The 21,255-nt window shown below is 74.2% G+C and carries 18 protein-coding genes; 3 read left to right on the plus strand and 15 right to left on the minus strand.

What is annotated here, in order from left to right; genetic code table 11:
• Positions 1 to 10: 10 nt before the first annotated feature.
• On the minus strand, positions 11 to 514 hold the full coding sequence (locus FHD63_RS08510; protein ID WP_139723060.1) for an arginine repressor: 504 nt from the start codon (positions 512 to 514) through the stop codon (positions 11 to 13).
• An 88-nt stretch (positions 515 to 602) separates the two neighbouring features.
• Here FHD63_RS08510 and FHD63_RS08515 point away from each other — a divergent pair, with 88 nt between their 5' ends.
• Complete coding sequence (locus FHD63_RS08515) at positions 603 to 1,001, plus strand: MmcQ/YjbR family DNA-binding protein (protein ID WP_139721696.1); 399 nt, start codon at positions 603 to 605, stop codon at positions 999 to 1,001.
• A gap of 27 nt (positions 1,002 to 1,028) precedes the next feature.
• Here FHD63_RS08515 and FHD63_RS08520 read toward each other — a convergent pair whose 3' ends face one another.
• From FHD63_RS08520 to FHD63_RS08565, 10 genes are all read right to left on the minus strand, one after another.
• Positions 1,029 to 1,259 (minus strand): hypothetical protein, encoded by a 231-nt coding sequence (locus FHD63_RS08520; RefSeq protein ID WP_139721697.1) that lies wholly within the window; start codon positions 1,257 to 1,259, stop codon positions 1,029 to 1,031.
• A gap of 12 nt (positions 1,260 to 1,271) precedes the next feature.
• Positions 1,272 to 1,967 carry an aminoglycoside phosphotransferase family protein gene (locus tag FHD63_RS08525; RefSeq protein ID WP_139721698.1) on the minus strand — a complete coding sequence of 232 codons (696 nt, stop codon included), beginning with the start codon at positions 1,965 to 1,967 and terminating at the stop codon, positions 1,272 to 1,274.
• A 1-nt stretch (position 1,968) separates the two neighbouring features.
• Positions 1,969 to 2,739: an SDR family NAD(P)-dependent oxidoreductase gene (locus FHD63_RS08530; RefSeq protein WP_139721699.1), complete on the minus strand. Its 771-nt coding sequence runs from the start codon at positions 2,737 to 2,739 to the stop codon at positions 1,969 to 1,971.
• Positions 2,736 to 5,273 carry a phenylalanine--tRNA ligase subunit beta gene (gene pheT, locus FHD63_RS08535; RefSeq protein WP_139721700.1) on the minus strand — a complete coding sequence of 846 codons (2,538 nt, stop codon included), beginning with the start codon at positions 5,271 to 5,273 and terminating at the stop codon, positions 2,736 to 2,738. The genes FHD63_RS08530 and pheT overlap by 4 nt, the downstream gene beginning before the upstream one ends.
• Positions 5,273 to 6,397 (minus strand): phenylalanine--tRNA ligase subunit alpha, encoded by a 1,125-nt coding sequence (gene pheS, locus FHD63_RS08540; protein ID WP_238705590.1) that lies wholly within the window; start codon positions 6,395 to 6,397, stop codon positions 5,273 to 5,275. The genes pheT and pheS overlap by 1 nt, the downstream gene beginning before the upstream one ends.
• A gap of 46 nt (positions 6,398 to 6,443) precedes the next feature.
• Positions 6,444 to 7,289: a TrmH family RNA methyltransferase gene (locus FHD63_RS08545; protein WP_139721701.1), complete on the minus strand. Its 846-nt coding sequence runs from the start codon at positions 7,287 to 7,289 to the stop codon at positions 6,444 to 6,446.
• A gap of 31 nt (positions 7,290 to 7,320) precedes the next feature.
• The gene (gene rplT, locus FHD63_RS08550) at positions 7,321 to 7,707 is read right to left on the minus strand and encodes a 50S ribosomal protein L20 (RefSeq protein WP_139721702.1); all 387 of its coding nucleotides are present in this window, start codon (positions 7,705 to 7,707) and stop codon (positions 7,321 to 7,323) included.
• A 55-nt stretch (positions 7,708 to 7,762) separates the two neighbouring features.
• On the minus strand, positions 7,763 to 7,957 hold the full coding sequence (rpmI, locus tag FHD63_RS08555) for a 50S ribosomal protein L35 (RefSeq protein ID WP_058892344.1): 195 nt from the start codon (positions 7,955 to 7,957) through the stop codon (positions 7,763 to 7,765).
• Between the two features lie 103 nt (positions 7,958 to 8,060).
• The gene (infC, locus tag FHD63_RS08560; protein WP_139723062.1) at positions 8,061 to 8,675 is read right to left on the minus strand and encodes a translation initiation factor IF-3; all 615 of its coding nucleotides are present in this window, start codon (positions 8,673 to 8,675) and stop codon (positions 8,061 to 8,063) included.
• Positions 8,676 to 8,997: 322 nt separating this feature from the next.
• Positions 8,998 to 13,371 carry a S8 family serine peptidase gene (locus FHD63_RS08565; protein WP_139721703.1) on the minus strand — a complete coding sequence of 1,458 codons (4,374 nt, stop codon included), beginning with the start codon at positions 13,369 to 13,371 and terminating at the stop codon, positions 8,998 to 9,000.
• Between the two features lie 288 nt (positions 13,372 to 13,659).
• Here FHD63_RS08565 and FHD63_RS08570 point away from each other — a divergent pair, with 288 nt between their 5' ends.
• Together FHD63_RS08570 and FHD63_RS08575 are read left to right on the plus strand one after the other, a co-directional pair.
• Complete coding sequence (locus tag FHD63_RS08570) at positions 13,660 to 14,139, plus strand: Fur family transcriptional regulator (RefSeq protein WP_139721704.1); 480 nt, start codon at positions 13,660 to 13,662, stop codon at positions 14,137 to 14,139.
• Positions 14,136 to 15,704, plus strand: a complete 1,569-nt coding sequence (locus FHD63_RS08575) for a catalase (protein ID WP_139721705.1) — start codon at positions 14,136 to 14,138, stop codon at positions 15,702 to 15,704. The genes FHD63_RS08570 and FHD63_RS08575 overlap by 4 nt, the downstream gene beginning before the upstream one ends.
• A 150-nt stretch (positions 15,705 to 15,854) precedes the next feature.
• Here FHD63_RS08575 and FHD63_RS08580 read toward each other — a convergent pair whose 3' ends face one another.
• From FHD63_RS08580 to FHD63_RS08590, 4 genes are read right to left on the minus strand one after another with little or no spacing between them, the layout of a single operon-like run.
• The gene (locus FHD63_RS08580) at positions 15,855 to 16,613 is read right to left on the minus strand and encodes an SseB family protein (protein ID WP_139721706.1); all 759 of its coding nucleotides are present in this window, start codon (positions 16,611 to 16,613) and stop codon (positions 15,855 to 15,857) included.
• Positions 16,610 to 17,317 (minus strand): 1-(5-phosphoribosyl)-5-[(5-phosphoribosylamino)methylideneamino]imidazole-4-carboxamide isomerase, encoded by a 708-nt coding sequence (locus FHD63_RS15965; protein ID WP_158296740.1) that lies wholly within the window; start codon positions 17,315 to 17,317, stop codon positions 16,610 to 16,612. Before FHD63_RS15965 ends, FHD63_RS08580 begins: the two co-directional genes overlap by 4 nt.
• Complete coding sequence (locus FHD63_RS15970) at positions 17,314 to 17,958, minus strand: hypothetical protein (protein ID WP_158296741.1); 645 nt, start codon at positions 17,956 to 17,958, stop codon at positions 17,314 to 17,316. The genes FHD63_RS15965 and FHD63_RS15970 overlap by 4 nt, the downstream gene beginning before the upstream one ends.
• 10 nt (positions 17,959 to 17,968) lie before the next feature.
• On the minus strand, positions 17,969 to 21,253 hold the full coding sequence (locus FHD63_RS08590) for a bifunctional [glutamine synthetase] adenylyltransferase/[glutamine synthetase]-adenylyl-L-tyrosine phosphorylase (protein WP_139721708.1): 3,285 nt from the start codon (positions 21,251 to 21,253) through the stop codon (positions 17,969 to 17,971).
• Positions 21,254 to 21,255: the final 2 nt, after the last annotated feature.

Here is a 21,255-nt window from a genome sequence, read left to right on the forward strand (position 1 = left end):
CACCAGTGTGTCAGGTGCCGTCACGCTGCTCGGGCTCGGCCGCCAGCGTGAGGAGCCGGTGCGCGGTGTCCGGGCCGCCCGCGGGGTCCGCGGTGATGACGAGGATGGTGTCGTCCCCGGCGATCGTGCCGAGGATGTCCTCGGCGTCGCTGCGGTCGATCGCCGAGGCGAGGAACTGCGCGGCGCCGGGCGGCGTGCGCAGCACGACCTGGTTGCCGACCGACCGGGCACTGACGAGCAGCTCCTGGCAGAGGCGGGCGAGGCGGTGGCTGACCTCGAGCTGGTCCTGGGCGGGCCGCGGGGTGTGGTCGCCGCCCTCACCGGGCACGGCGTAGACGAGCTGCCGCCCGCGGCGCACCTTGACGGCGTCCAGCTCGACGAGGTCGCGGGAGAGGGTGGCCTGGGTGACCGAGATGCCGTCCTCCGACAGGAGGTCGAGCAGCTGCCCCTGGGAGCCCACCGCGTGCCGCTCCAGCAGGTCGCTGATGCGCTGGTGCCGCGCGGCGCGGGTCATGGGGATCGAGGTCACGGTGCACGAGTATACCGATGTCTGCATGAGTATGCACCCAGCGCCCCGCACCGGACGGCGCTAGCGTGCACCCATGGCGCACCCGCTCGTGGTGGACCCGCACAGCCCGGTGCTGGCCCGGGTGCGGGCGGTCTGCCTGGCGCTCCCGGCGTCCGCGGAGAAGACCAGCCACGGGCACCCGGCGTTCTTCACGGTGAAGGTGTTCGCCTACGTGGGCGCCTCGGTCAAGGTCGACGGGACGTATGCCCAGCACCCGGACGCGGTGGTCGTGAAGCCGCACCCCGACGAGGCGCGGGCCCTGCTGGAGCAGCCCCGGTGCTTCCGACCGGCCTACCTCGGCCCCGCCGGCTGGGTGGGCGTCGACCTCGACGACGACAGCGACTGGGTCGAGGTCGCCGAGCTCGTCGAGGAGTCCTACCGCGCGACCGCCCCCCGCGCCTTGGTCGCCCGGCTGGATGCGCCCCGGGGCTGACCCGAGGCCCCGCACGCAGCGGCGTGCTCAGGACCAGGCGCCACCCCCGAGCTCCTGCAGGAGCCGCACGGCGGCCTCGCCGCGGGAGCGCTGGAAGGCACGCAGGGTGGGCAGCCCCGGGGCCGCCGGGCGCCGGGCCGCGTCGAGCAGGTAGCCGCCCAGCCCGGCGACCACGCCGAGCACGTCCTCGCGCGTCGCGCCCAGCGCCAGGACCGGAGGCAGGTGCGGGCCGAGGTCGACCTCCCCGACCGCCCACACGTCGACGAGCAGCTAGCTGGCGTCGAACCACCCGGCCCCACGGCTCGCCCACGGCCAGTCGACGAGGCGCGCCCGCCCGTCGGCCTCGACCAGCAGGTTGTCCGCGCGGACGTCGAGGTGCACGACCGCGTCCCCCGCCAGCCGGTCCAGGGTGCGCGAGGACAGGTCGTGCAGCTCCCCCAGCCGCGGCACGAGCCAGGGGTCCAGGTCCGCCGGCGGGTCGTCGCGCAGCAGCGCCCAGCAGCCGAACGCGGCGCGGACCTCCCCGGGCAGGTCGGGCCAGGAGGCGGGCGCCCGGTGGTGGGCGAGCTCGGTCAGCGCGGCGAGGGTGCCCGCCAGCTCGGCCCCCGTCCACGGGGCGTGCGGGTGCCGGCCGTCGACCTCCTCGGTGAGCACGGCGACCCACCCGTCGTCGTCGAGGTCGGCGATCAGGGCGGGAGCGAGGTCCAGCCCCTCAGCGGCGAGGCTGCGCAGCACGCCGGCCTCGCGGCGGTGCAGCGCGGGTGAGTCCGGGTTCGGGTGCGGCCCGACCGCCTTGACGAAGGCGCGGCGGCCGGCCGCGGTCCGGACCCGGTCGGCCGAGCCCGGGGAGAAGCCGCCCGGCTGCGAGACCGCCTGCACGACGGGGCCACCGAGGACCTGCGCGACCCAGTCGTGCACCGGGACCGGCAGGTCCTCCCACCGCGTGCGGACACCGAAGCCCTCCACGTCAGGGGGCCAGCGGGTCGTCCTCGCCCCACGGCCGCAGCCGGAGCATGCGCGCCCCGTCCGGCAGCCCGCGGGCGGACCACGCGCGCAGCGTGTCGAGGTCGTCGGCGCCGGCCCGCACCATCCGGCCGGAGAAGCCGTCGAGCTCGCCCGAGGCGAACGCCAGGAGGAGGTCGGTCACCTCCTGCGGGGCGGTCCACTCGGTCCGGCCCTCGTGCATCTGCATCGAGTGGGTCATGTCGGTCTCGACGACCCCGGGCGCCAGGTCGAAGGCCAGGACCCCGTGCTCGGCCCCGGCCTGCGCCACCCCGCCGGTGATGCGGGCGAGGGCCGACTTGGAGCCGCAGTACGCCGTGAGGTCGCCCCGCTCCTTGGTGCCGGACCCGGAGTTGATGTTGACGACCCGGCCGCCGCCCGCCGCGATCATGTGCGGCACCACCGCCCGCGTGAGCAGGAAGGGGCCGCGCACGTTGGTCACCATGACCTGCCACCACTCGTCGACGTCGGCCTCCCAGAGCGGCACCTCGGCCTCGATGAGGCCGGCGTTGTTGACGAGCAGGTCGATGCGGCCGTGCCGCTCGACCACCGCGTCCACCACCGAGGCGACCTGGTCGGCGTCGGTGACGTCGCACGGCACGCCCTCGGCGCCGTCGGCCACCGTGCCGGACCGGGACACGCCGACGACGTGCCACCCGGCACCCAGCAGCGCCTCGACCGCGAGGGCGCCGATGCCGCGCGACGCCCCGGTCACCAGGGCCACCCGGGCGCTCACCGCTGCACCGCCCCGTGGTCCCGGGCGGCCCGTCCGACGGCCGCGTCCCGGGCCTCGTTGACCTCCTGCGTGGTCAGGGTCCGGTCCGGCGCCCGGAAGTGCATCCGGAAGGCCAGGGAGTGCCGGTCCTGGGCGACCTGGTCGCCGGCGTAGACGTCGAAGAGCTCCAGCCGCTCCAGGAGGTCACCCGCCCCCGCCCGCAGCGACTCCTCCACGGCGCTGAAGCGGACCCCGCGGGGCACCTCCAGCGCGACGTCGGAGGTCGCGAGCGGGTGGGTGGACAACGGGCTGGCCTGGGTCCGGTGGTCGCTGGCCACGACGAGCACGTCGAGGTTCAGCTCGGCGGCGCTGGTGCGCGGCGGCAGGCCCAGGCGCTGCACGACCGTGGGGTGCAGCTCGCCGGCCCAGCCCACCACGGTGCCGTCCGCCAGGGTGAGGTCGACGCAGCGGCCCGGGTGGAACGACGCCCGCTCGCTCTGCTCCCGGCGGACCTCCACCCCCAGGGCCTCGGCCACGGCGTGCGCCCAGCCGACGACGTCGACGACGTCGACGGGGCGACCACGGCCCCACCATCCGGACCGGTCGGCCTGCCCGGCGGCCATGAGCGCCACGTGCCAGGGCTGGGCGGGCACGGCGGCGCGGATCTGCGCCAGGACCTCGTCGTCGGGCTGCTCACCGACCCCGGGCACGGGGGCGATCGCCTCGCCCGCGGGCAGCGTGACGCTGTCGATCTCGAAGAGCGCGACGTCGCGGCTGCCCCGGGACACGTTGCGGCGCAGGGCCTCCGGCAGCGTCTGCAGCAGGGCGGTCCGCAGCAGCGGCGCCTCGTCCGACAGCGGGTTCGCGAGCCGGACCGCGTCACGGTGCGGGTCGTCCTGGTCCAGCCCGAGCTCGTCGAAGCGCTCGACGCCGACGAAGGGGTAGGTGAGGACCTCCTGGAGACCCTGGCCCGCCAGGGCCGTCGCGACCGCCCGCCGGGCCCGCTGGCCGTGGGTCAGTCCGCGGCCGCCCACCGCCCGGGGGACGACCGACGGGATCTTGTCGTAGCCGTCGATGCGGGCGACCTCCTCGACCAGCCCGGGGGCGTCGGTCAGGTCGGGGCGCCAGCTGGGCGGCCGGACGGCGACCACCCGGTCGCCGGCGCCCCCCTCCACCTCGCAGCCGATGAGCCGCAGGATCTCCTGCACCCGTGCCAGGTCGTAGGTGACGCCGACGTAGCGGCTCGCCAGCGTGAGGTCGAGGTCGACGGTGGGCCGCTGCGGCCGCTGGTCCTCGTCGGTGACGGCCGGGTCTGCGGTCCCTCCCCCGTGCTCGACGAGCAGGTCGACCGCCAGCTGAGCGGCCGCCGCCGTGACGTCGGGGTCCACCCCGCGCTCGAAGCGCTTGGCCGCCTCGCTGGAGAGCCGGTGGCGACGCGACGTGCGCCCCACGGACCGGGCGTCGAAGTGCGCGGACTCGATGAGCACGTCGGTCGTGACCCCGGGTGTCACCTCGCCGTCCTCGCCGCCCATCACGCCGGCCAGCGCGAGCACCCGCTCCCCGCCGTCGGTGATGAGGAGGTCCTCGGGGTCCAGGGCACGGTCCACGTCGTCGAGGGTGGTCAGCCGTTCGCCCGGGCGGGCGCGGCGGACCACGACGGGGCCCGACAGGGTCGCCAGGTCGAAGGCGTGCAACGGCTGCCCGAGCGCCAGCATGACGTAGTTGGTCACGTCGACCGCCAGGCCGATCGGGCGCATGCCGGCCTCGGTCAGCCGGCGCGCCATCCACTCCGGGGTGGTCCGGGTGAGGTCGATGCCGCGCACCACCCGGGCGAGGTAGCGGTCGCAGCCCGGGACTCCCTCGAGCGGCGCCTCGTCGGCGAGCCGCACGGCATACCCCTCCCCCTCGCCGGGGTCGACGGGGAGCGCGGCCGGGTCGGTGTAGGCCGCGCCGGTGGCGTGCGAGTACTCCCGGGCGATGCCCCGGATCGAGAAGCAGTATCCGCGGTCGGGGGTGACGTTGACCTCGACGGTCTCCCGGTCCAGCCCGAGCACCCCGACGAGGTCGTCCCCGGGGGCCAGCCGCGCGACGACCTCCGCGGGCAGCAGGCGCGGCAGCACCAGGATGCCGTCGTGGTCCTCGCCGATGCCGAGCTCGCGGACCGAGCAGATCATGCCGGCCGAGACGTGGCCGTAGGTCTTGCGGGCGCTGATGGTCAGCGGGCCCTGGGGGGTCGGCAGGCTGCCCCCGGGGAGGATCACCGCGACGAGGTCGCCGGCCGCGAAGTTGTGCGCCCCGCAGACGATGCCCTGGGGCTCGCCGCTGCCGTTGGCGTCGCCGACGTCGACCTGGCACCAGTTGATGGTCTTGCCGTTCTTCTGCTCCTCCGGCGTCATCTCGAGCACCCGGCCCACGACGAGGGGGCCGCCGACACCGCTGGTGTGCAGTCCCTCCTCCTCGAGCCCGACGGCCACGAGGTCGGCGGCGATCTGCTCGCCGGTGACGCCCTCGGGCAGCGTGACGTACTCGCCCAGCCAGTCGACCGGTACCCGCATCAGATCTCCATCCCGAACTGCGCGTTGAAGCGCACGTCTCCCTCGATGAGCTCCCGCATGTCCGCGATGCCGTGCCGGAACATCGCCGTGCGCTCCACCCCCATGCCGAAGGCGAAGCCCTGGTAGCGCTCCGGGTCGACCCCGCACGCGCGCAGGACGTTGTGGTGGACCATGCCGCAGCCGCCCCACTCGATCCACCCGGTGCCGCCGCACGTCCGGCAGGGGGTGGCGGTGGGCTCGCCGCGGCAGACGAAGCAGCGGAAGTCCATCTCCGCGCTGGGCTCGGTGAACGGGAAGTAGGCGGGCCGCAGCCGGCTCACGATCCCCGGCCCGAACATCGCCTCGGCGAGGCGGTCCAGGGTGCCCTTGAGGTGGGCCATCGTCAGGCCCTCGTCGATGGCCAGCCCCTCGAGCTGGTGGAAGACGGGGGTGTGCGTGGCGTCGAGCTCGTCGGTGCGGAAGGTCTTGCCCGGCACCGCGACGTAGAGCGGCACGCCGCGCTCGAGCAGCGACCGCGCCTGCACCGGCGAGGTGTGGGTGCGCAGCACCAGCCCGGCCTTGGCCGGCTCGACGAAGAAGGTGTCCTGCATCTGCCGGGCCGGGTGGTCCTTGTCGAAGTTCAGCGCGTCGAAGTTGAACCACTCGGCCTCGACCTGCGGCCCCTCGGCGATCTCCCACCCCATGCCGACCATCGCGTCCGCCATGCGCTCGGCGGTGACGGTCAGGACGTGACGACGGCCCAGCGGGCGGCGCCCGGGGGCGACGGTGAGATCCATGGCCTCCTCGACGAGGATGCGCTCGTCCCGCTCGGCCTCCAGCTCCTGCTGGCGCCGGGCGAGCGCCTGGTTGACCCTCCCCCGCGCCTGGCCGACGAGCTTGCCGGCCGCGGCCTTCTCCGGGCCCGGCAGCCCGCCGATGGCACGGTTGGCCAGCGCCAGCGGTGAACGGTCCCCGGCGTGGGCCAGCCGCGCCTCCTTGAGGCCGTCCAGGTCGGACGCCGCGGCGATGGCCTCCAGGGCCTGCGCGACGTGGCCCTCGACGCTCTCCGGGCTCAGCCCGGGCTCCGCCGACGCCGAGCCGCCCCCCTCGTGCGGCGACCCCTCCTGGTCGGTGCCTGCGGGCATACCGGCTGGACTGGTGTGACTGTTGGCTTCGGACACCTGCGCAAGTCTAGGTGCGCCCCGGGCGCCCCCACGACCGGGTTTCCCCGGCCGCCGCCGCGGAGGCGTGCAGGCAGACCGTCGCGGCCATCGCGAGGTTGAGCGACTCGGCCCGCTCGATGGGGATGGCCACGCCGGCGTCGCAGGCGGCGAGCACGTCGTCGGGCATCCCCCACGCCTCGTTGCCGAGGACCCACGCGTGCGGCCCGGCCAGGTCGGCGTCCGGCAACGCGACCTCCCCGCCGCCGTCGGCCGCGAGCAGCCGGATGCCACGCCCGCGGCACGCGTCCAGCAGCTCCCCCACCGGCGTCCCCACGCTGACCGGCAGGTGGAACAGCGCGCCCACGGTGGAGCGCACGACCTTGGGGTGGTGCACGTCGACCGAGGCGGCGCTCACGAGCACCGCCGCGGCCCCGAAGGCGCTCGCCCCCCGGAGCACGGTCCCCGCGTTGCCGGGGTCGCGCACGTGGGTGAGCACCACGGCGAAGCCGCCCGGCCCCACGGCGTCCAGCGCCTCGTCGAGCGGCACGTCGACGTGCTCGGCGACGGCCAGCACCCCCTGCGGCGAGCCGGTGTCCGCCATCGCCGCGAGCACCTCCTCGGTGCAGGTCCAGGTCGGCACGTCCTCGCGCCCCGCCGCGTCGAGGATCTCGGGATGCCGCTCCCCCGCCGCCGCGGTGACGTAGAGCGCGCGGGCGTGCCCGGCGGCATACCGCAGCAGCTCGCGCACGGCCTGGGGCCCCTCCACGAGGAACCGGCCCGACCGCGCGCGGGCAGCACGACGCCCCAGCGCCGAGACCTCACGGACCCGTTCGCTGCGAGCGTTGCTCAGCAGCGGACGGTCGGATGCGCTCATGCGCTGGGGCGTCGGTGCGTCGTGCGCCGGCTCAGGCCGCGGACTCGGCCGCGGTGCCGACGGCCGGCACGTTGGCGCGGGAGAGCTCGACGAGCGCGGCGAACGCGGCCTCGTCGTGGACGGCGAGCTCGGCCAGCATGCGGCGGTCGACCTCGACACCGGCGGCCTTGAGGCCCTGGATGAACCGGTTGTAGGTCATGCCGTGGGCGCGGGCGCCCGCGTTGATGCGCTGGATCCAGAGGCGACGGAAGTCACCCTTGCGGGCGCGCCGGTCGTTGTAGCTGTAGACCAGGCTGTGGGTGACCTGCTCCTTGGCCTTGCGGTAGAGCCGGCTGCGCTGCCCGCGGTAACCGCTGGCGCGCTCCAGGACGACCCGACGCTTCTTGTGGGCGTTGACCGCCCGCTTCACGCGTGCCACGTGAGTACTCCTTGACTAGTGCTTCAGGGGGTGGGTTCGAGGGTGAGGTGCCCGGTCAGAGACCGAGCATCTTCTTGACCTTGCGGACGTCGCTGGGCGCGACCTCCTTGTCGTTCACCAGCCGGCGCGCGGCCTGGCTGGAGCGCTCCTGGAACTTGTGCACGTGGCGCGCGCGCTGGTGCATGAGCTTGCCGGAACCCGTCACGCGGAACCGCTTCTTGGCGCCGCTGTGGGTCTTCATCTTCGGCATGAGCCGATCTCCTTCGTCGTCATCGTCTCGCCCGGGGTGCCGGGCGTGGTTCTGTGGGTAGGCCGGTGGTCGCGGGCCGAGCCGTGCGCTCGCGCCCGCAGACTCACGGGGTGTCGCCGGCCAGGGCCGCCCCGTCGTCCGCCGGACCGGCGGGCTGCTCGCCCTGGGCGCGCTCGGCGTCGCGCCGCTTCGCCTGCCGGACCTGGGCCTTCTTGGCGGTGGGACCGAGCACCATGACCATGTTGCGGCCGTCCTGCTTGGGGGCGCTCTCGACGTGACCCAGCTCGATCACGTCCTCGGCCAGCCGCTGCAGCAGCCGGAAGCCCAGCTCGGGCCGGGACTGCTCGCGGCCGCGGAACATGATGGTCACCTTGACCTTGTCGCCCGCCTTGAGGAAGCGCACGACATGGCCCTTCTTGGTGCCGTAGTCGTGGTCGTCGATCTTCGGGCGGAGCTTGATCTCCTTGATGACCGTGTTGACCTGGTTCTTGCGTGCTTCCCTGGCCTTCATGGCGGCTTCGTACTTGTACTTGCCGTAGTCCATGAGCTTGGCGACCGGAGGGCGCGCCATCGGGGCGACCTCGACCAGGTCGAGGTCGGCCTCGGCCGCCAGCCGCAGCGCGTCCTCGACGCGCACGATGCCGACCTGTTCCCCGTTGGGGCCCACCAACCGCACTTCCGGGACCCGGATGCGGTCGTTGATGCGAGGCTCGCTGATGTGCCTGCTCCTTCGTCGTCGTGTCGTGACGACCCCGGGCACCAGAAAGGCCTCCTGGCACCGGGTGCGCAAGAGGCCGACGGCGACGAGCCGCGCGACGGATCGCGAGGACGTCACACCCGCCCGGTGCGGACACCGTGCGGGACCGGGACCCGGCGACCTGCTGGTCGACGCGGGTGGAGGCGGGGCCTCTCTTGCACGTCGGGCGCGCGAACGCCCGACTGGTCACCTCCCAGGCTAGCAGACGCCGGCGGCCCGCCCCGAGCGTTGTCGGGACGGGCCGCCTGGCGGAAGGGCTGCTGACCTCGCGGTCAGCCCCTGCTCAGCACCCGATCTTGCGGAGGGCGAAGTCCTCCGTCACGATCCGGCCCCGCGGCACCCGCACGTCGTCGACCGTCGGACGGTACCCGTCCTTGGCGACGATCGTCTGGTACCGGCCGGTGATCACCCAGTAGGCGTACGACCCGTCGCCCTCGGTGATGAGGCTGTAGCCCGGGTCGTCACCCTTGGTGGGGGTGAGATCCACGACAGCACCTCCGAGGCCGACCCGTGAGGTGTCGCACTCGATGCCCTCGACGGTGCCCTGCATCTTGCCCCAGGTGCGCGGAGGGGTCACATGCATCGTCACGTCGATCGGGTCGAAGCGCTGCGGGGTGTCGGTACGGATGCCGATCCCGGCCGTGTAGGTGCCCGGCTGGGCGACGTCCGCATCGGTGGTGACGGTGACCCGCAGCCGCTCGCCCGGCTCGAGGGTGAACTCCATCGGGTCCACCGTGAGCCAGTCGACGTCGGCAGCCGCCGCACCGCAGTCGTCGAAGCCGGGCAGCTGCTCGGCGACGTCGACCGGGGTGAAGCCACCGCTGGACCCGCCGACCTTGGCGATGCCGCAGGCGGCACCTCCGCGGTAGACGGCGGCGCTGCTGGCCGGCATCTCGACCCACGTCCCGCTCGCGCCGTCGAAGGCGAAGCTGGCGTTGGTCACCGCCCCGCCCTGGACCCCGCCGTTGACCACGAGGTGGCCGTTGGCGGCTGCCGACTGGGCGGCCCAGACGTCGGACGGCGCGTCCGGCAGCTCGGTCCAGGTGTCGGCGTCCGGGTCGTAGGCGTAGCTGTCCGCGATCCCACCAGCTCCGGGGTTGCCCCCCGTGCAGACGACCTGACCGTCCACCGCGCCGCAGGAGGCGAAGGCCACCGCGACCGGGTAGTCGGCCAGCTCGGTCCAGCTGTCGGCCGCCACGTCGTAGGCCATGACCGCCGACGTCATCGGTGTGCACGAGCTCGTCGTGCACCCACCGACGGAGTAGACCGTCCCGTCCATGACGGCGGTGCCTGCAGCGGAGACCGCGGCAGGCGCCTCCGCCCCGGAGGACCAGGAGTCGGCGGCGGGGTCGTACAGATGGGTGTCCGTGGACACCCCTGCGCCGACCCATCCGCCAGAGACCACGATCTGCCCCTCGGCCGAGCCTGCGGTGACGGCCGAGGCCGCCTCCGGCAACGGGGCAACGGCGGTCCACGCCATGGCCGCCGGGTCGTAGCGGTTGACGTCCGCGAAGGCCTCGGACCCGGTCGTGCCACCGAGGGTGTACCACGTGCCGTCGAGGTTGACGACGCGGTTGTCCATGGCCACCCGCGGGTAGTTGCCCAGAGGCGTCCAGGGATCTGCGGCGACCCGCATCGGGTCCTTCGCTCCCTGGGAACCCATGCCCGACGCGCCTGCGGCCAGGGAGGTGTCGACGTCCAGCCGGACGACCTCACCCCCCTCATCCTCGGTGGCCGCCAGGCCCATGGTGTCGGTCGAGCCGTCGACCCTGAGGATCTCGAACTCTCCGGCCTGCTCGCTCAGCGTGACCTCCGCCGCGCCCGTACCGGTGTTGTCGAAGGTGAGGCGGTGCCGTCGTTCCGACCCGAGGGGCTGGTAGACCTCGATGCTGTCGGTGTCCACCGTGACGAAGCCAGAGCCGAGGGTGAAGTCGGCGCGCACCGCGTCCGCGCCCAGCACCGTGACGTCCTGCGTCTGCGAGGAGTATCCACGGGCGCTGGCCTCGAAGGGATGCGTGCCCGGGTTGCCGGAGAACAGCCAGTAGAAGCCGTCGTCGAGGTTGTCGTCGGCCGGCGTCTCCTGCGTGAGCGCAGTCTCCTCCGGCACGTCGAGGTTGGTCACGGTCGCGCCGTTGACCGCCTCGCCGCTCTCTCCGGCGTAGACGTTGCCCACGACGTAGCCGCCCTCGCCGGTCGGCGAGCAGGCGCGGTTGCCCAGGAAGACGTCGTCCACCTGCCACCACCAGTCGTACTCCGCCTGGTAGTAGTGGAAGGCCACCCGCACGTCGTCCTCTCCGGCCGCTTCGGGCAGCGAGACGACCTGCTCGTCAGGCCCGCGGACCGACAGGTCCTGGGCGAGGACCGTCGTCCAGGTCTCGCCGCCGTCCGTGCTCATCTCGACGTCGGCCATGTCGTCACCGAGCGCACGCCAGTCCTGCTTGAACCCGACCACCGGGTTGGACAGCTCGCTCATGTCCACGGAAGGGCTCACCAGGGAGGTGTCCTGGACGCCGCCCGAACCGTAGAAGTCGGAGTCGACGATGGCGAAGTTGCCCTCACCACCGGTGAGGTTGCCCTGTGCGCCCGGGTCGTCGAAGGCCCAGACCTCACCGGATCCGGCGTGGTCCACGACCTCCCATCCCTCGGGCAGGGCGGTGGCGTCGAAGCCCTCCGTCACGCCGTCGACGACGTAGGCGTAACCGGGCGCCGTGCAGGTGTCCGCGTCGACGGGCACCGAGACGTCCAGCGGCTCGCCGCCCGAGCTCGCCTCCACCGTGGAGGTGAGGTAACCGGGGTACTGGACCTGGACGGTGAGCTCGAAGGTCTCGCCCTCCGGCAGGTCGAGGGAGAACTCGCCGGTCTCGGGGTCGGTGTAGGTCGCCACCGGCGTGCCCTCGGCCGCGACCCGGGCATACAGCGGGAAGCCGTAGCCGGACCCGTCCGTGACCGTCCCAGTGACGACGCCGCTCGGCACCGGCTCGAGCGCGGCGTCGACGGTCGTCGTGCCGCCCGCGGTGACGGTGGCGTTCGCCGTCTCGGTGGCGTAGCCGAACCTGCTCATCGTCAGGTCGTAGTCACCCGCGGACAGCGTCGCCGAGTAGTCGCCCGCCTCATCGGTGAGCAGGCTGCGCTCGATGGGGCCCTCGACGAGCACCGAGGCGTCGGCGAGCGGGTCGCCGCTGCTGGCGTCGGTCACCGTGCCCTCCAGCGTCCCCGCGTCACCGATCGGCGCCGAGGTCACCAGCTCCAGGGCATCCAGACGGCCCTCACCGAAGACGTTGTTGTCCTCGGCGGTGCCGCCGCACTGGAGGTCCTCGGTGTTCACCGCCGAACCGTTGAGCAGGTCGCGCGTGCCGGCGACGTCCCCGACCAGGGCCGGCGCACCGGACCAGGCGAGAGCCACGGCCCCGGCGACGTGCGGGCTCGCCATCGAGGTGCCGCTGTAGACGGCGTACCCGTTGCCGGGGACCGAGGAGCGCACCGCGCTGCCAGGAGCCGAGATGTTGGGCTTGATCTCGCCGTCCTGGCCCGTCCCACGACCCGAGGTGCCCGAGATTGTGTGGCTGCTGTTGTAGTTGCCGACGCTGTATGCCACGATCCGGCTGCCCGGCGACCCCGAGCTCTCGCACGAGGGGCCGGAGTTGCCGTTGGCGAAGACGCCGAACTGCCCGCTGGCCGCCCACGCCTCGATGATGTCCTCCATGAACGGCGCGTTCGAGGGCGCCGTCGTGCCCCAGCTGTTGTTGATGATGTGGGGGCGCTTGGTCACGTCGGGGTTGTTGCCCTCGAGGTCGGTCGGCTCCAGCATCCACTCGCCCGAGGCGATGAGCGCCGCGTCGCTGGGGCAGCAGCCGTTGGCGGCGATCCAGGTCGCCCCGGGTGCCACGCCGACCTGGTTGTCGCCGCCGTCGTCCCCGACCATGGTGCCGGTGACGTGGGTGCCGTGCCCGTTGAGGTCCGCCGGCGCGTCCGGCGAGGTGCCGGCGGCGTCGAACCAGTTGTAGTCGTGGTCGAAGGTGCCGTCGCCGTTGTTGCCGCGGTAGGAGTTCACCAGGGCCGGGTGGTCGTACTGCGCACCCGAGTCGATGGTGGCGACGACGACGCCCTCGCCCCGGATGCCGAGGTCGTTCCACACCTCGGGAGCGTTGACGTCGTCGACCCCCCACTCGACGGCGGCCGGCGCCATCTGCGGCTCCTCCACCTTGAGGGGCGGCAGCTCGATCTCCATCGGGGCGTAGATGCCCTCGACGCCCTGCTCGGACGCCATCGACGTCACGAGGTCGAGGTCGGCGGCGTCGACCCGGATCGAGTTGGTCGCCCAGAAGCTGCGGTACTCCACCCCCGCCTCGTCCAGCTCCTGCCGCAGGTCGGCCTGGCTGTCGGCCGCGGATGCCTGCAACGCATCCGCGACCGCCTGGCCTCGCTTGTCCCAGTCGGTGATCGAGGCGAACTGCTGCAGGTCGGGCCGGTCGGCGAAGCGGACCCACACGTCCGAGCGCCCCTGGCTCTCCAGCGCGGTGTCGACCGCTGCCTCGATCTTCTCCTCCGGGCCGGCCGACAGCGGCTCGGCGGACGCCGGGAGCGTGGCCGCGCCCGGGACGAGCAGGGCGCCGGTGGCCAGGGTGGCCCACCAGCGCCGTCGGGATTCTGCATGCATCTACGTGCCCTACTTCCTTGAGCGGTACGTCGTCGACGCGGCAGGTCTGCCGCCGTCGTCCAGCAGTCCAGTCAGGGCCGCGCTCCGCGGCCTACCACCCTTCCCCACATCCACCCTCGGCGGCGGAGGAGGAACTCCCCCGGCTCCCCCTCGACACTAGGGAGGCCGTTTCGCGTGAGGCAACGAAGTTGACCATGTCCATACCGAACCTTTGCGCCCCGCTGACCGGGGACGGCGCGGACGTCCACCCAACTTGAGTCGTTCAAGTTTTCGTGATCGGGTGGGGGTATGCCGACCACGCCCCCCTCCGCCGACGTCCTCCGGGACGCCGGTCTGCGGGTGACGACGCCCCGGCTGGCGGTCCTGGGCACGCTGCAGCGGCACGCGCACCTGGAGGCGGCGGACGTGGTGCGGCTCACCCGGGCGCAGCACCGCGGCGTCTCCGTCCAGGGGGTCTACGACGTGCTGCGCGTCCTCACCTCCGCCCGCCTGGTCCGCCGGATCCAGCCGGCGCACGCCGTCGCGCGCTACGAGCTGGACCTGGGGGACAACCACCACCACGTCGTGTGCCGCACCTGCGACGTGCTCGTCGACGTGCCCTGCGGCGTCGGCGCGGCTCCCTGCCTCGACCCGGCGGGCGCGAGCGCCCTCGGGTTCGAGGTCGACCAGGCCGAGGTCATCTACTGGGGCGTGTGCCCCGGGTGCCGCGACCGCGCCACCAGCCAGACCACCGATGTCCCATCCACCCATCCCAAGGAGCAGGTATGACCTACCCCGGATATGTCAACGCCGAGCACTCCGGCCAGGGCCCCGAGCCCACCGGCGGCACGACGTCCAACGGCGCCCCGCACGACTCCGACCGCAACAGCCTCTCGGTCGGGCCCGACGGGCCGCTCATGCTGCACGACGTCAGCCTCGTCGAGGCGCTGGCGCACTTCGACCGCGAGAAGGTCCCGGAGCGGCTGCCGCACGCCAAGGGCTCCGGCGCCTTCGGCACGTTCGAGACCACGGAGGACGTCTCCGCCTACACCAAGGCCGGCATCTTCCAGCAGGGCGCCAGCAGCGAGGTGATCTCCCGGTTCTCCACCGTCGCCGGTGAGCAGGGCTCGCCCGACACCTGGCGCGACGTGCGCGGCTTCTCGGTGCGGCTCTACACCGACGAGGGCAACCTGGACATCGTCGGCAACAACACCCCCGTCTTCTTCGTCCGCGACCCGCTGAAGTTCCCGAACTTCATCCGGTCCCAGCGCCGCACCCCGGACAGCGGGCTGCGCGACCCCAACATGCAGTGGGACTTCTGGACCGCCAACCCCGAGTCCTCGCACCAGGTGAGCTACGTCATGGGCGACCGTGGGCTGCCGCGGACGTGGCGCGAGATGAACGGCTACTCCTCGCACACCTACATGTGGGTCAACGAGCAGGGTGAGCGCTTCTGGGTGAAGTACCACTGGCACAGCGACCAGGGTGTCCACAACATCAGCAACGAGGAGGCGGACCGGCTCGCCGGCTCCGACGCCGACTACCACCGGCGCGACCTCTTCGAGGCGATCGACCGCGGCGACCACCCCAGCTGGACCCTCTTCGTGCAGGTCATGCCCTACGACGAGGCGAAGACGTACCGCTACAACCCGTTCGACCTGACCAAGGTGTGGCCGCACGCGGACTACCCGCTTGTCAAGGTGGGCCGGATGACGCTGAACCGCAACCCGGAGAACTGGTTCGCCCAGATCGAGCAGGTGGCGTTCTCGCCGTCCAACCAGGTGGTCGGTACGGGCGTCTCCCCCGACAAGATGCTGCTCGCCCGGGTGTTCTCCTACCCGGACGCCCAGCGGCACCGCATCGGCGCCAACTTCACCCACCTGCCGGTGAACCAGCCCAAGGTGCAGGTCAACGCCTACCAGTTCGACGGGCCGATGGCCTACCTGCACTCGGGGAGCCAGCCCACCTACGTCACGAACTCCTACGGGCGCCCGTGGTCGGACCGGACCGGCCCGGTGGAGAACGGCTGGGAGGCCGACGGCGAGCTGGTCCGCCAGGCCTACGACCTGCGCCAGGACGACAGCGACACCGGGCAGGCCGCGCTGCTCGTGGGCGAGGTCTACGACGACGCCCAGCGCGAGCGGCTCGCCCAGACGGTCGGCGGCATGATGGGCGCCTGCGACCCGATGATCCGCGAGCGGGTCTACGAGTACTGGCGGAACATCCACCAGGGCGTGGGTGAGCGGATCGAGCAGATCGCCACCGAGGCCGAGGTCAGGGAGAGCGACGGCGGCACGCCGCAGGTCGAGTCCCTGGGCGAGTCCCGGGAGGACCTGGTCGGCAGCCACCGCTGAGGCCGGGCCACCGCTCGGGCAGGCGTCCTCGGACACCGCCGGGCGACCCGGACGCGGGAGCGCCCCACCGCCGCTGCACGCGGCCGGTGGGGCGCTCCCGCGTGATGGGGGCGCGCCGTCGCGGGAGAGGGCGGCCGGCGGCCGTGCGTCTCAGGCCGTGCCCAGCCGGAAGGCCACCGCGTCGATGCGCTCCCGTGCCCCGGTGTCCAGCGCGATCCCCCTGCTGATCCGACCCACGACGCCCTCCAGCTCCGCACGGGTGAGACCCGGCCGCAGGGAGAGCGCCACGACCAGCTCACCTGCCTCTCCCCCGAGGTCGTGGCCACCCACGGCCTCCTCCCGCGCCACCACCTCCGCCACGGCCGCCACGACGTGCTCGTCGCGGTGGGCCGGTGCCCAGCCCCTCCCGGCGGCGAGCGCGCGCACCATGCTCCCGGACAGCGTCCAGGCGGCCGGTCCGGGGCTGGGCGGGAGGTCCAGGGTGACCACCTCGCAGCCCTCCTGCAGCGCGGCCCGGGCCGCCCGCTGCGCCGTCACCGGCACGGGACGGGCCGCGGGGTCCCACGCGGCGAGCGCGTGCGTGCTCGTGAAGGCCGGCAGCGCACGCTGCCCGTCCGGGGCGACCAGGGTGACCGAGGCCATGTCGCTGCGCGCGTCCACCGGTGTGCCGGAGCTGTCGTCGACCTCCGCGGCCACCGCGACGATCGGCACGACCAGCCTCGCCCGCGCGACCGCGTCGACGACGTCCGCCGGGTCACGGTCCTCGGCACCGAGCAACCCGGCCAGGACCGCGTCGGCCTCACCGGTGTCGCCGTCGAAGCCGGTGCCGGTCAGGGTGCGACCTGCCCAGGGCACGCCACCGGTGTCGGCGCCGTCCTGCGGGCGGTGCTGCGAGAAGCGGTCGGTCACCGGTATACCTCCAGGGCCTGGCCCAGCGTGAACGCCCCCTCGTGCAGCGCCGCACCCAGCACCACCTCGTCCACGTCGGGGCAGTCGCGCAGGGCCTGCAGGTCGGCCAGCGCGGCGACTCCGCCGGAGGCGGTCACCGCCGAGCCGACGAGCCCGGCGACCGAGCTGAAGAGAGCCACGTCGGCCCCCGTCCGCCGGCCGTCCCGGGACGCGTCCGCCACCAGCACCCGTGCTCTGCCGTCCCGCAGCACCGGGTGCCGCGCCACGACCTCGGCGACGGGACCCAGCCGCAGCGACGTGCCCCGGGCGACGACCTCGCCGTCGCGGACGTCCACCGCGACGACCAGCCGCCCTCCCAGGAGCTGCGCGGCCTCCTCGACGAGGTCCGGGTCGGCCAGGGCCGAGCTGGCGAGGACCACGCGGAAGGCCCCGGTGCCCGCCGCCCAGGTGAGGTCCTCCGACCCGGCGATGCCGCCGGAGAGCTGGACCGGGACCGGCAGCTGCTCGACCAGGCGCTCCATGAGGCCGGGGTCCCCGCCCCGACCGAAGGCGCGGTCGAGGTCCACGAGGTGGAGGAGCCCGGCACCGTCCTGCACGAGCGACCGGGCGACGTCCAGCGGTCGCGCCCCGGCGTCACCGGGGACCTGGGCCGCCCGACCGGCCGCGACGTCCACCGCGGGCAGGAGGGTCAGCTCGCTCGTCACGACAGGACGCCCAGCTCCCGGCGCAGGCGGACCGAGTCGCGGACGGCGTCCTGGAACCACTCGACCTGCTGCGGGTCGGGCTCGCTGCGGACCGCCCCCGGGAGCGCGTCCGCGTGGGCGGGGTCCTCCACCAGGCGGGTCCCGGGCAGCCCCAGGGTGGCCATGACCGCCTGCAGCATGCGGGCCGGCCGCACCCGGGTCTCGTGCAGCAGGTCCACGAGCTCGTCCCGCACGGCCGGGGCCGCACCCGCCAGGGCGACGATCTCGGCCGGCCCGGCCAGCTCCAGACCGGGAGGCCGCAGCAGGCCCTTCTCCGGCTCCCACACGACCCAGCGGACCCGACGGCGCCGACCCGGCTGGTGCAGGGTCATCAACGCCCTCCCGTCCACCTCGAAGAAACCCAGGCCGGGCGCGGCCTTCGCGGACAGCGCCCGGCAGGCGCTGAGCAGGCCCCCGTCCTCGTAGGGCGCCCCGGCGCGGGAGGGTCCCCGGGTGACGACGGCGACCCATCCCTGCAGCGGGACCACGGTGACCGGGACGATGCCGGCCCCCACCCAGGCCTCGACCTCGTGCCGGGGGCCGGACGCCAGGACGAGCCCCTGGGAGCGTCCGGACGTCGTCGGGTCGTCGGGTCGGCTCACGCCGCACATCCTACGGACCGGGGGGCGGCGCGCCGTCCCCGCCACGGCCACCTCGCGACGAGCGGTTGAACGGATCCCGGCGCGGCGGCGGGAAGCGGCCGGCGTCGCGCGGCGGTGAGGCGATGCGTGGTCGGCCGAAGCCGTCGGTGCGCCGGTCCCGGGACGGCGCGTCCGCCCGGGTCCGGGGCGGTGCACCGCCGACCCTTTCCGGGGACTCCCCCTCGGCGCCGGCGCGCGGGGGGTTGTTGCCGTAGAGCAGGCGCTCGACCACCTCGCGGGCGTGCCGGGCGGTCCGCCGCCAGTCCTGCGCGAGGGACGCGCCGCTGCCCGGGCCGCGGCGCATGACCCTCGCCATCCCCTCCGCGTCCCGCAGGTGGCTGGGCACGCTGTCGACCGGGCGCCCCCGCCACACGATGCCGGCGTCCCGCAGCTGCGAGGCGACGCACCACGCCCGGACCAGCGGCTCCCGGTCCTGGTCGGACAGCAGCCCGGCCTCCCCGGCGGCACCGAGGGCGTCGACGGTGCTCGTCGTCCGCAGCCCGGGGTGGTCGTGCGCGTGCTGCAGCTGGAGCAGCTGGGCCACCCACTCCACGTCCGACAGCCCGCCCATGCCCAGCTTGAGGTGGGTGCGCGGGTCGGCGCCCCGGGGCAGCCGCTCGGCCTCCATCCGCGCCTTGAGCTTGCGGATCTCCCGGACGGCCGCGTCGTCGATGCCTCCGTCGGGCCACCGCAGCGGACGGACCATCTCGGCGAAGGCCTCGGCCAGCCCGGGGTCCCCGGCCACGGGCCGTGCCCGCAGGAGGGCCTGGGACTCCCAGCCGGCCGACCATCGCTCGTAGTAGCTGCGGTACCCCTCCAGGCTGCGCACGAGCGGACCGGCCTTGCCCTCGGGACGCAGGCCGGCGTCCAGCTCGAGGACCGGGTCGGGACCCGGCCCGGTGAGCCCCTTGCGCAGCTCGGTGACGATCTCGGTCGCCTGCTCGGCCGCGAGGTCCGGCGGGGCCTCGGGGAGCGGGTCGTAGACGAACATGACGTCGGCGTCGCTGGCGTAGCCGACCTCGCGCCCTCCCAGACGCCCCATCCCGACGAGCAGCAGGACCGCGGCGGCCTCCTCCCCACGACGGGCCAGCACCCGTCGGGTCGCGACCCCGAGCGCCCCCTCGAGGTAGGCGTCGGTGAGGTCGCTGAGGGCCTGTCGCACCTGCGGGCCCTCCCACCCGGCCGCGAGGTCGCCCAGCACGATGCGCACCAGCTCCCTGGCCCGCACCGAGCGGACCGAGGCGAAGGCCTCCCCGGCGCTCTCCTGCCGGGTCGCCGCCGCCGTCATCCTGGCGACGAGGGCGTCCTTGTCGGGCGCCACGAGCTCCGCCTCGTCACCCAGCAGGGCCACCGTCTCCGGGCTGCGGATGAGGAGGTCGACGGCATACCGGCTGGAGGAGAGCACCCGGGCGAGCCGCTGCGCCGCGCTGCCCTCGTCGCGCAGCATCCCGAGATACCAGTGCGTGGTGCCGAGCGCGTCGCTGAGCCGCCGGAAGGCCAGCAGCCCGGCGTCCGGGTCGGCCCCGTCGGCGAACCACGACAGCATGACCGGGAGCAGGTGGCGCTGGATCGTCGCGCGCCGGCTCACCCCCTCGGTCAGGGCCTCCAGGTGGCGCATCGCGCCGGCCGGGTCGCGGAAGCCCAGCGCCGCCAGCCGGGCGCGGGCCGCCTCGGGCGACAGCCGCGCCTCGTCCGAGGACAGCCGGGCGACGGCGGACAGCAGCGGCCGGTAGAAGAGGCGCTCGTGCAGTCGTCGGACCTCGCGCCGCACCCCCTTCCAGCGCTGCAGGACCGCCCGGTCGGCGTCGCCCCGCTCCCCCAGGGCACGCCCCAGCCGCCGCAGGTCGGTCTCCGTGGTCGGCATGAGGTGGGTGCGCCGCATCCGGTGCAGCTGCACGCGGTGCTCCAGGCAGCGCAGCAGCCGGTACGCCTCGTCCAGCGCCTGCGCGTCCTCCCGCCCCACGTAGCCCCCGTCGCGGAGGGCGGCCAGCGCCTCCAGCGTGGTCCGCGAGCGCAGGGCGGGGTCGGCCCGGCCGTGCACGAGCTGCAGCAGCTGCACCGAGAACTCGATGTCCCGCAGCCCGCCCGGCCCGAGCTTGATCTGCCGGTCCACCTCGTCGCGGCGGACGTGCTGCTCGACGCGGCGGCGCATCGACTGCACCTCGTCGACGAAGTTCTCCCGGCCGGCCGCGTCCCACACCATGGGCTCGACGATCTCGAGCCAGCGGCGGCCGAGGTCGCCGTCGCCGGCCACGACCCGGGCCTTGAGCAGGGCCTGGAACTCCCAGGTCTTGGCCCAGCGCTGGTAGTACTCCCGGTGGGAGTCCAGGGAGCGCACCAGCGGGCCGTTCTTGCCCTCGGGCCGCAGGGCCGCGTCCACCTGCCAGAGGGTGCCCTCGGCGGTGGACTCCCCGCAGATGCGCATCACCGCGGTGGCCAGCCGGCCCCCCACCGCGAGGGCCGCGGACTCCTGCGCCCCGGCGCGCGGCGCGGCCAGGAAGATGACGTCCACGTCGGAGATGTAGTTGAGCTCGCGGCCACCGGTCTTGCCCATGGCGACGACGGTCAGGGCGCAGGTCTGCTCGTCCTCGACCTCGGCCCGGGCCAGCAGCAACGCACCCTCCAGCGCCGCCGAGGCGAGGTCGGCCAGGGCACCGCCGACCGCCGGCATGAGGGCGACGGGGTCCGCGGAGGTGAGGTCGGCGGTCGCGACCCGCAGCAGCTGGCGCCGGTAGGCGACCCGCAGGGCGTCCATCCCGGCGCGTCCCTGCTCCCCGCGCACCGCCTCGACGATGCTCCACGGCTCCGGGGAGAGATCCTGCGCGACGTCGTGCACGTGCTCGGGGTGCCGCAGCAGGGTCTCACCCAGCGCGACCGACCCGCCCAGGAGCGACAGCAACCGTCGACGGGGCGGCCCGCCCGCCCGCACCACCGGCAGCGCGACCTCGTCGCAGCGCCGCCCGTCGGCCCCGGTCGAGCGCGGGTCGAGCAGCCGCACCAGCAGCAGCAGGGCCGCGTCGGGGTCGGCGCTCGCCCCCAGGTCGGCGACCAGCCCCGGCACGTCCGGCTCCGGCTCGGCCCCGGCCTCGCCGAGCCGGCCGAGGACCTCCTCCAGCAGCTGGCCGGCCCGTCGGCTGTCCTGGAAGCCGCCCCGGGCGAGCCGGGCCGCCCCGAGCCGCTCCCCCTCGGGTCGCCCGCCGGTGCGGGGTCGTCCCGGACCGGCTCCGTCCGGGCGGGTGCTGTCCGGTGGTGGCACGG

This window comes from Serinicoccus chungangensis (assembly GCF_006337125.1).
Lineage (GTDB): Bacteria > Actinomycetota > Actinomycetes > Actinomycetales > Dermatophilaceae > Ornithinicoccus > Ornithinicoccus chungangensis.

Bases quoted from the DNA above. Each gene is read 5' to 3' on its own strand.
- FHD63_RS08510 (WP_139723060.1), bottom strand. From the start codon at position 514: ATGACCCGCGCCGCGCGGCACCAGCGCATCAGCGACCTGCTGGAGCGG.
- FHD63_RS08515 (WP_139721696.1), top strand. From the start codon at position 603: ATGGCGCACCCGCTCGTGGTGGACCCGCACAGCCCGGTGCTGGCCCGG.
- pheT (WP_139721700.1), bottom strand. From the start codon at position 5,273: ATGCGGGTACCGGTCGACTGGCTGGGCGAGTACGTCACGCTGCCCGAG.
- pheS (WP_238705590.1), bottom strand. From the start codon at position 6,397: ATGCCCGCAGGCACCGACCAGGAGGGGTCGCCGCACGAGGGGGGCGGC.
- FHD63_RS08545 (WP_139721701.1), bottom strand. From the start codon at position 7,289: ATGAGCGCATCCGACCGTCCGCTGCTGAGCAACGCTCGCAGCGAACGG.
- rpmI (WP_058892344.1), bottom strand. From the start codon at position 7,957: ATGCCGAAGATGAAGACCCACAGCGGCGCCAAGAAGCGGTTCCGCGTG.
- FHD63_RS08565 (WP_139721703.1), bottom strand. From the start codon at position 13,371: ATGCATGCAGAATCCCGACGGCGCTGGTGGGCCACCCTGGCCACCGGC.
- FHD63_RS08570 (WP_139721704.1), top strand. From the start codon at position 13,660: ATGCCGACCACGCCCCCCTCCGCCGACGTCCTCCGGGACGCCGGTCTG.
- FHD63_RS08575 (WP_139721705.1), top strand. From the start codon at position 14,136: ATGACCTACCCCGGATATGTCAACGCCGAGCACTCCGGCCAGGGCCCC.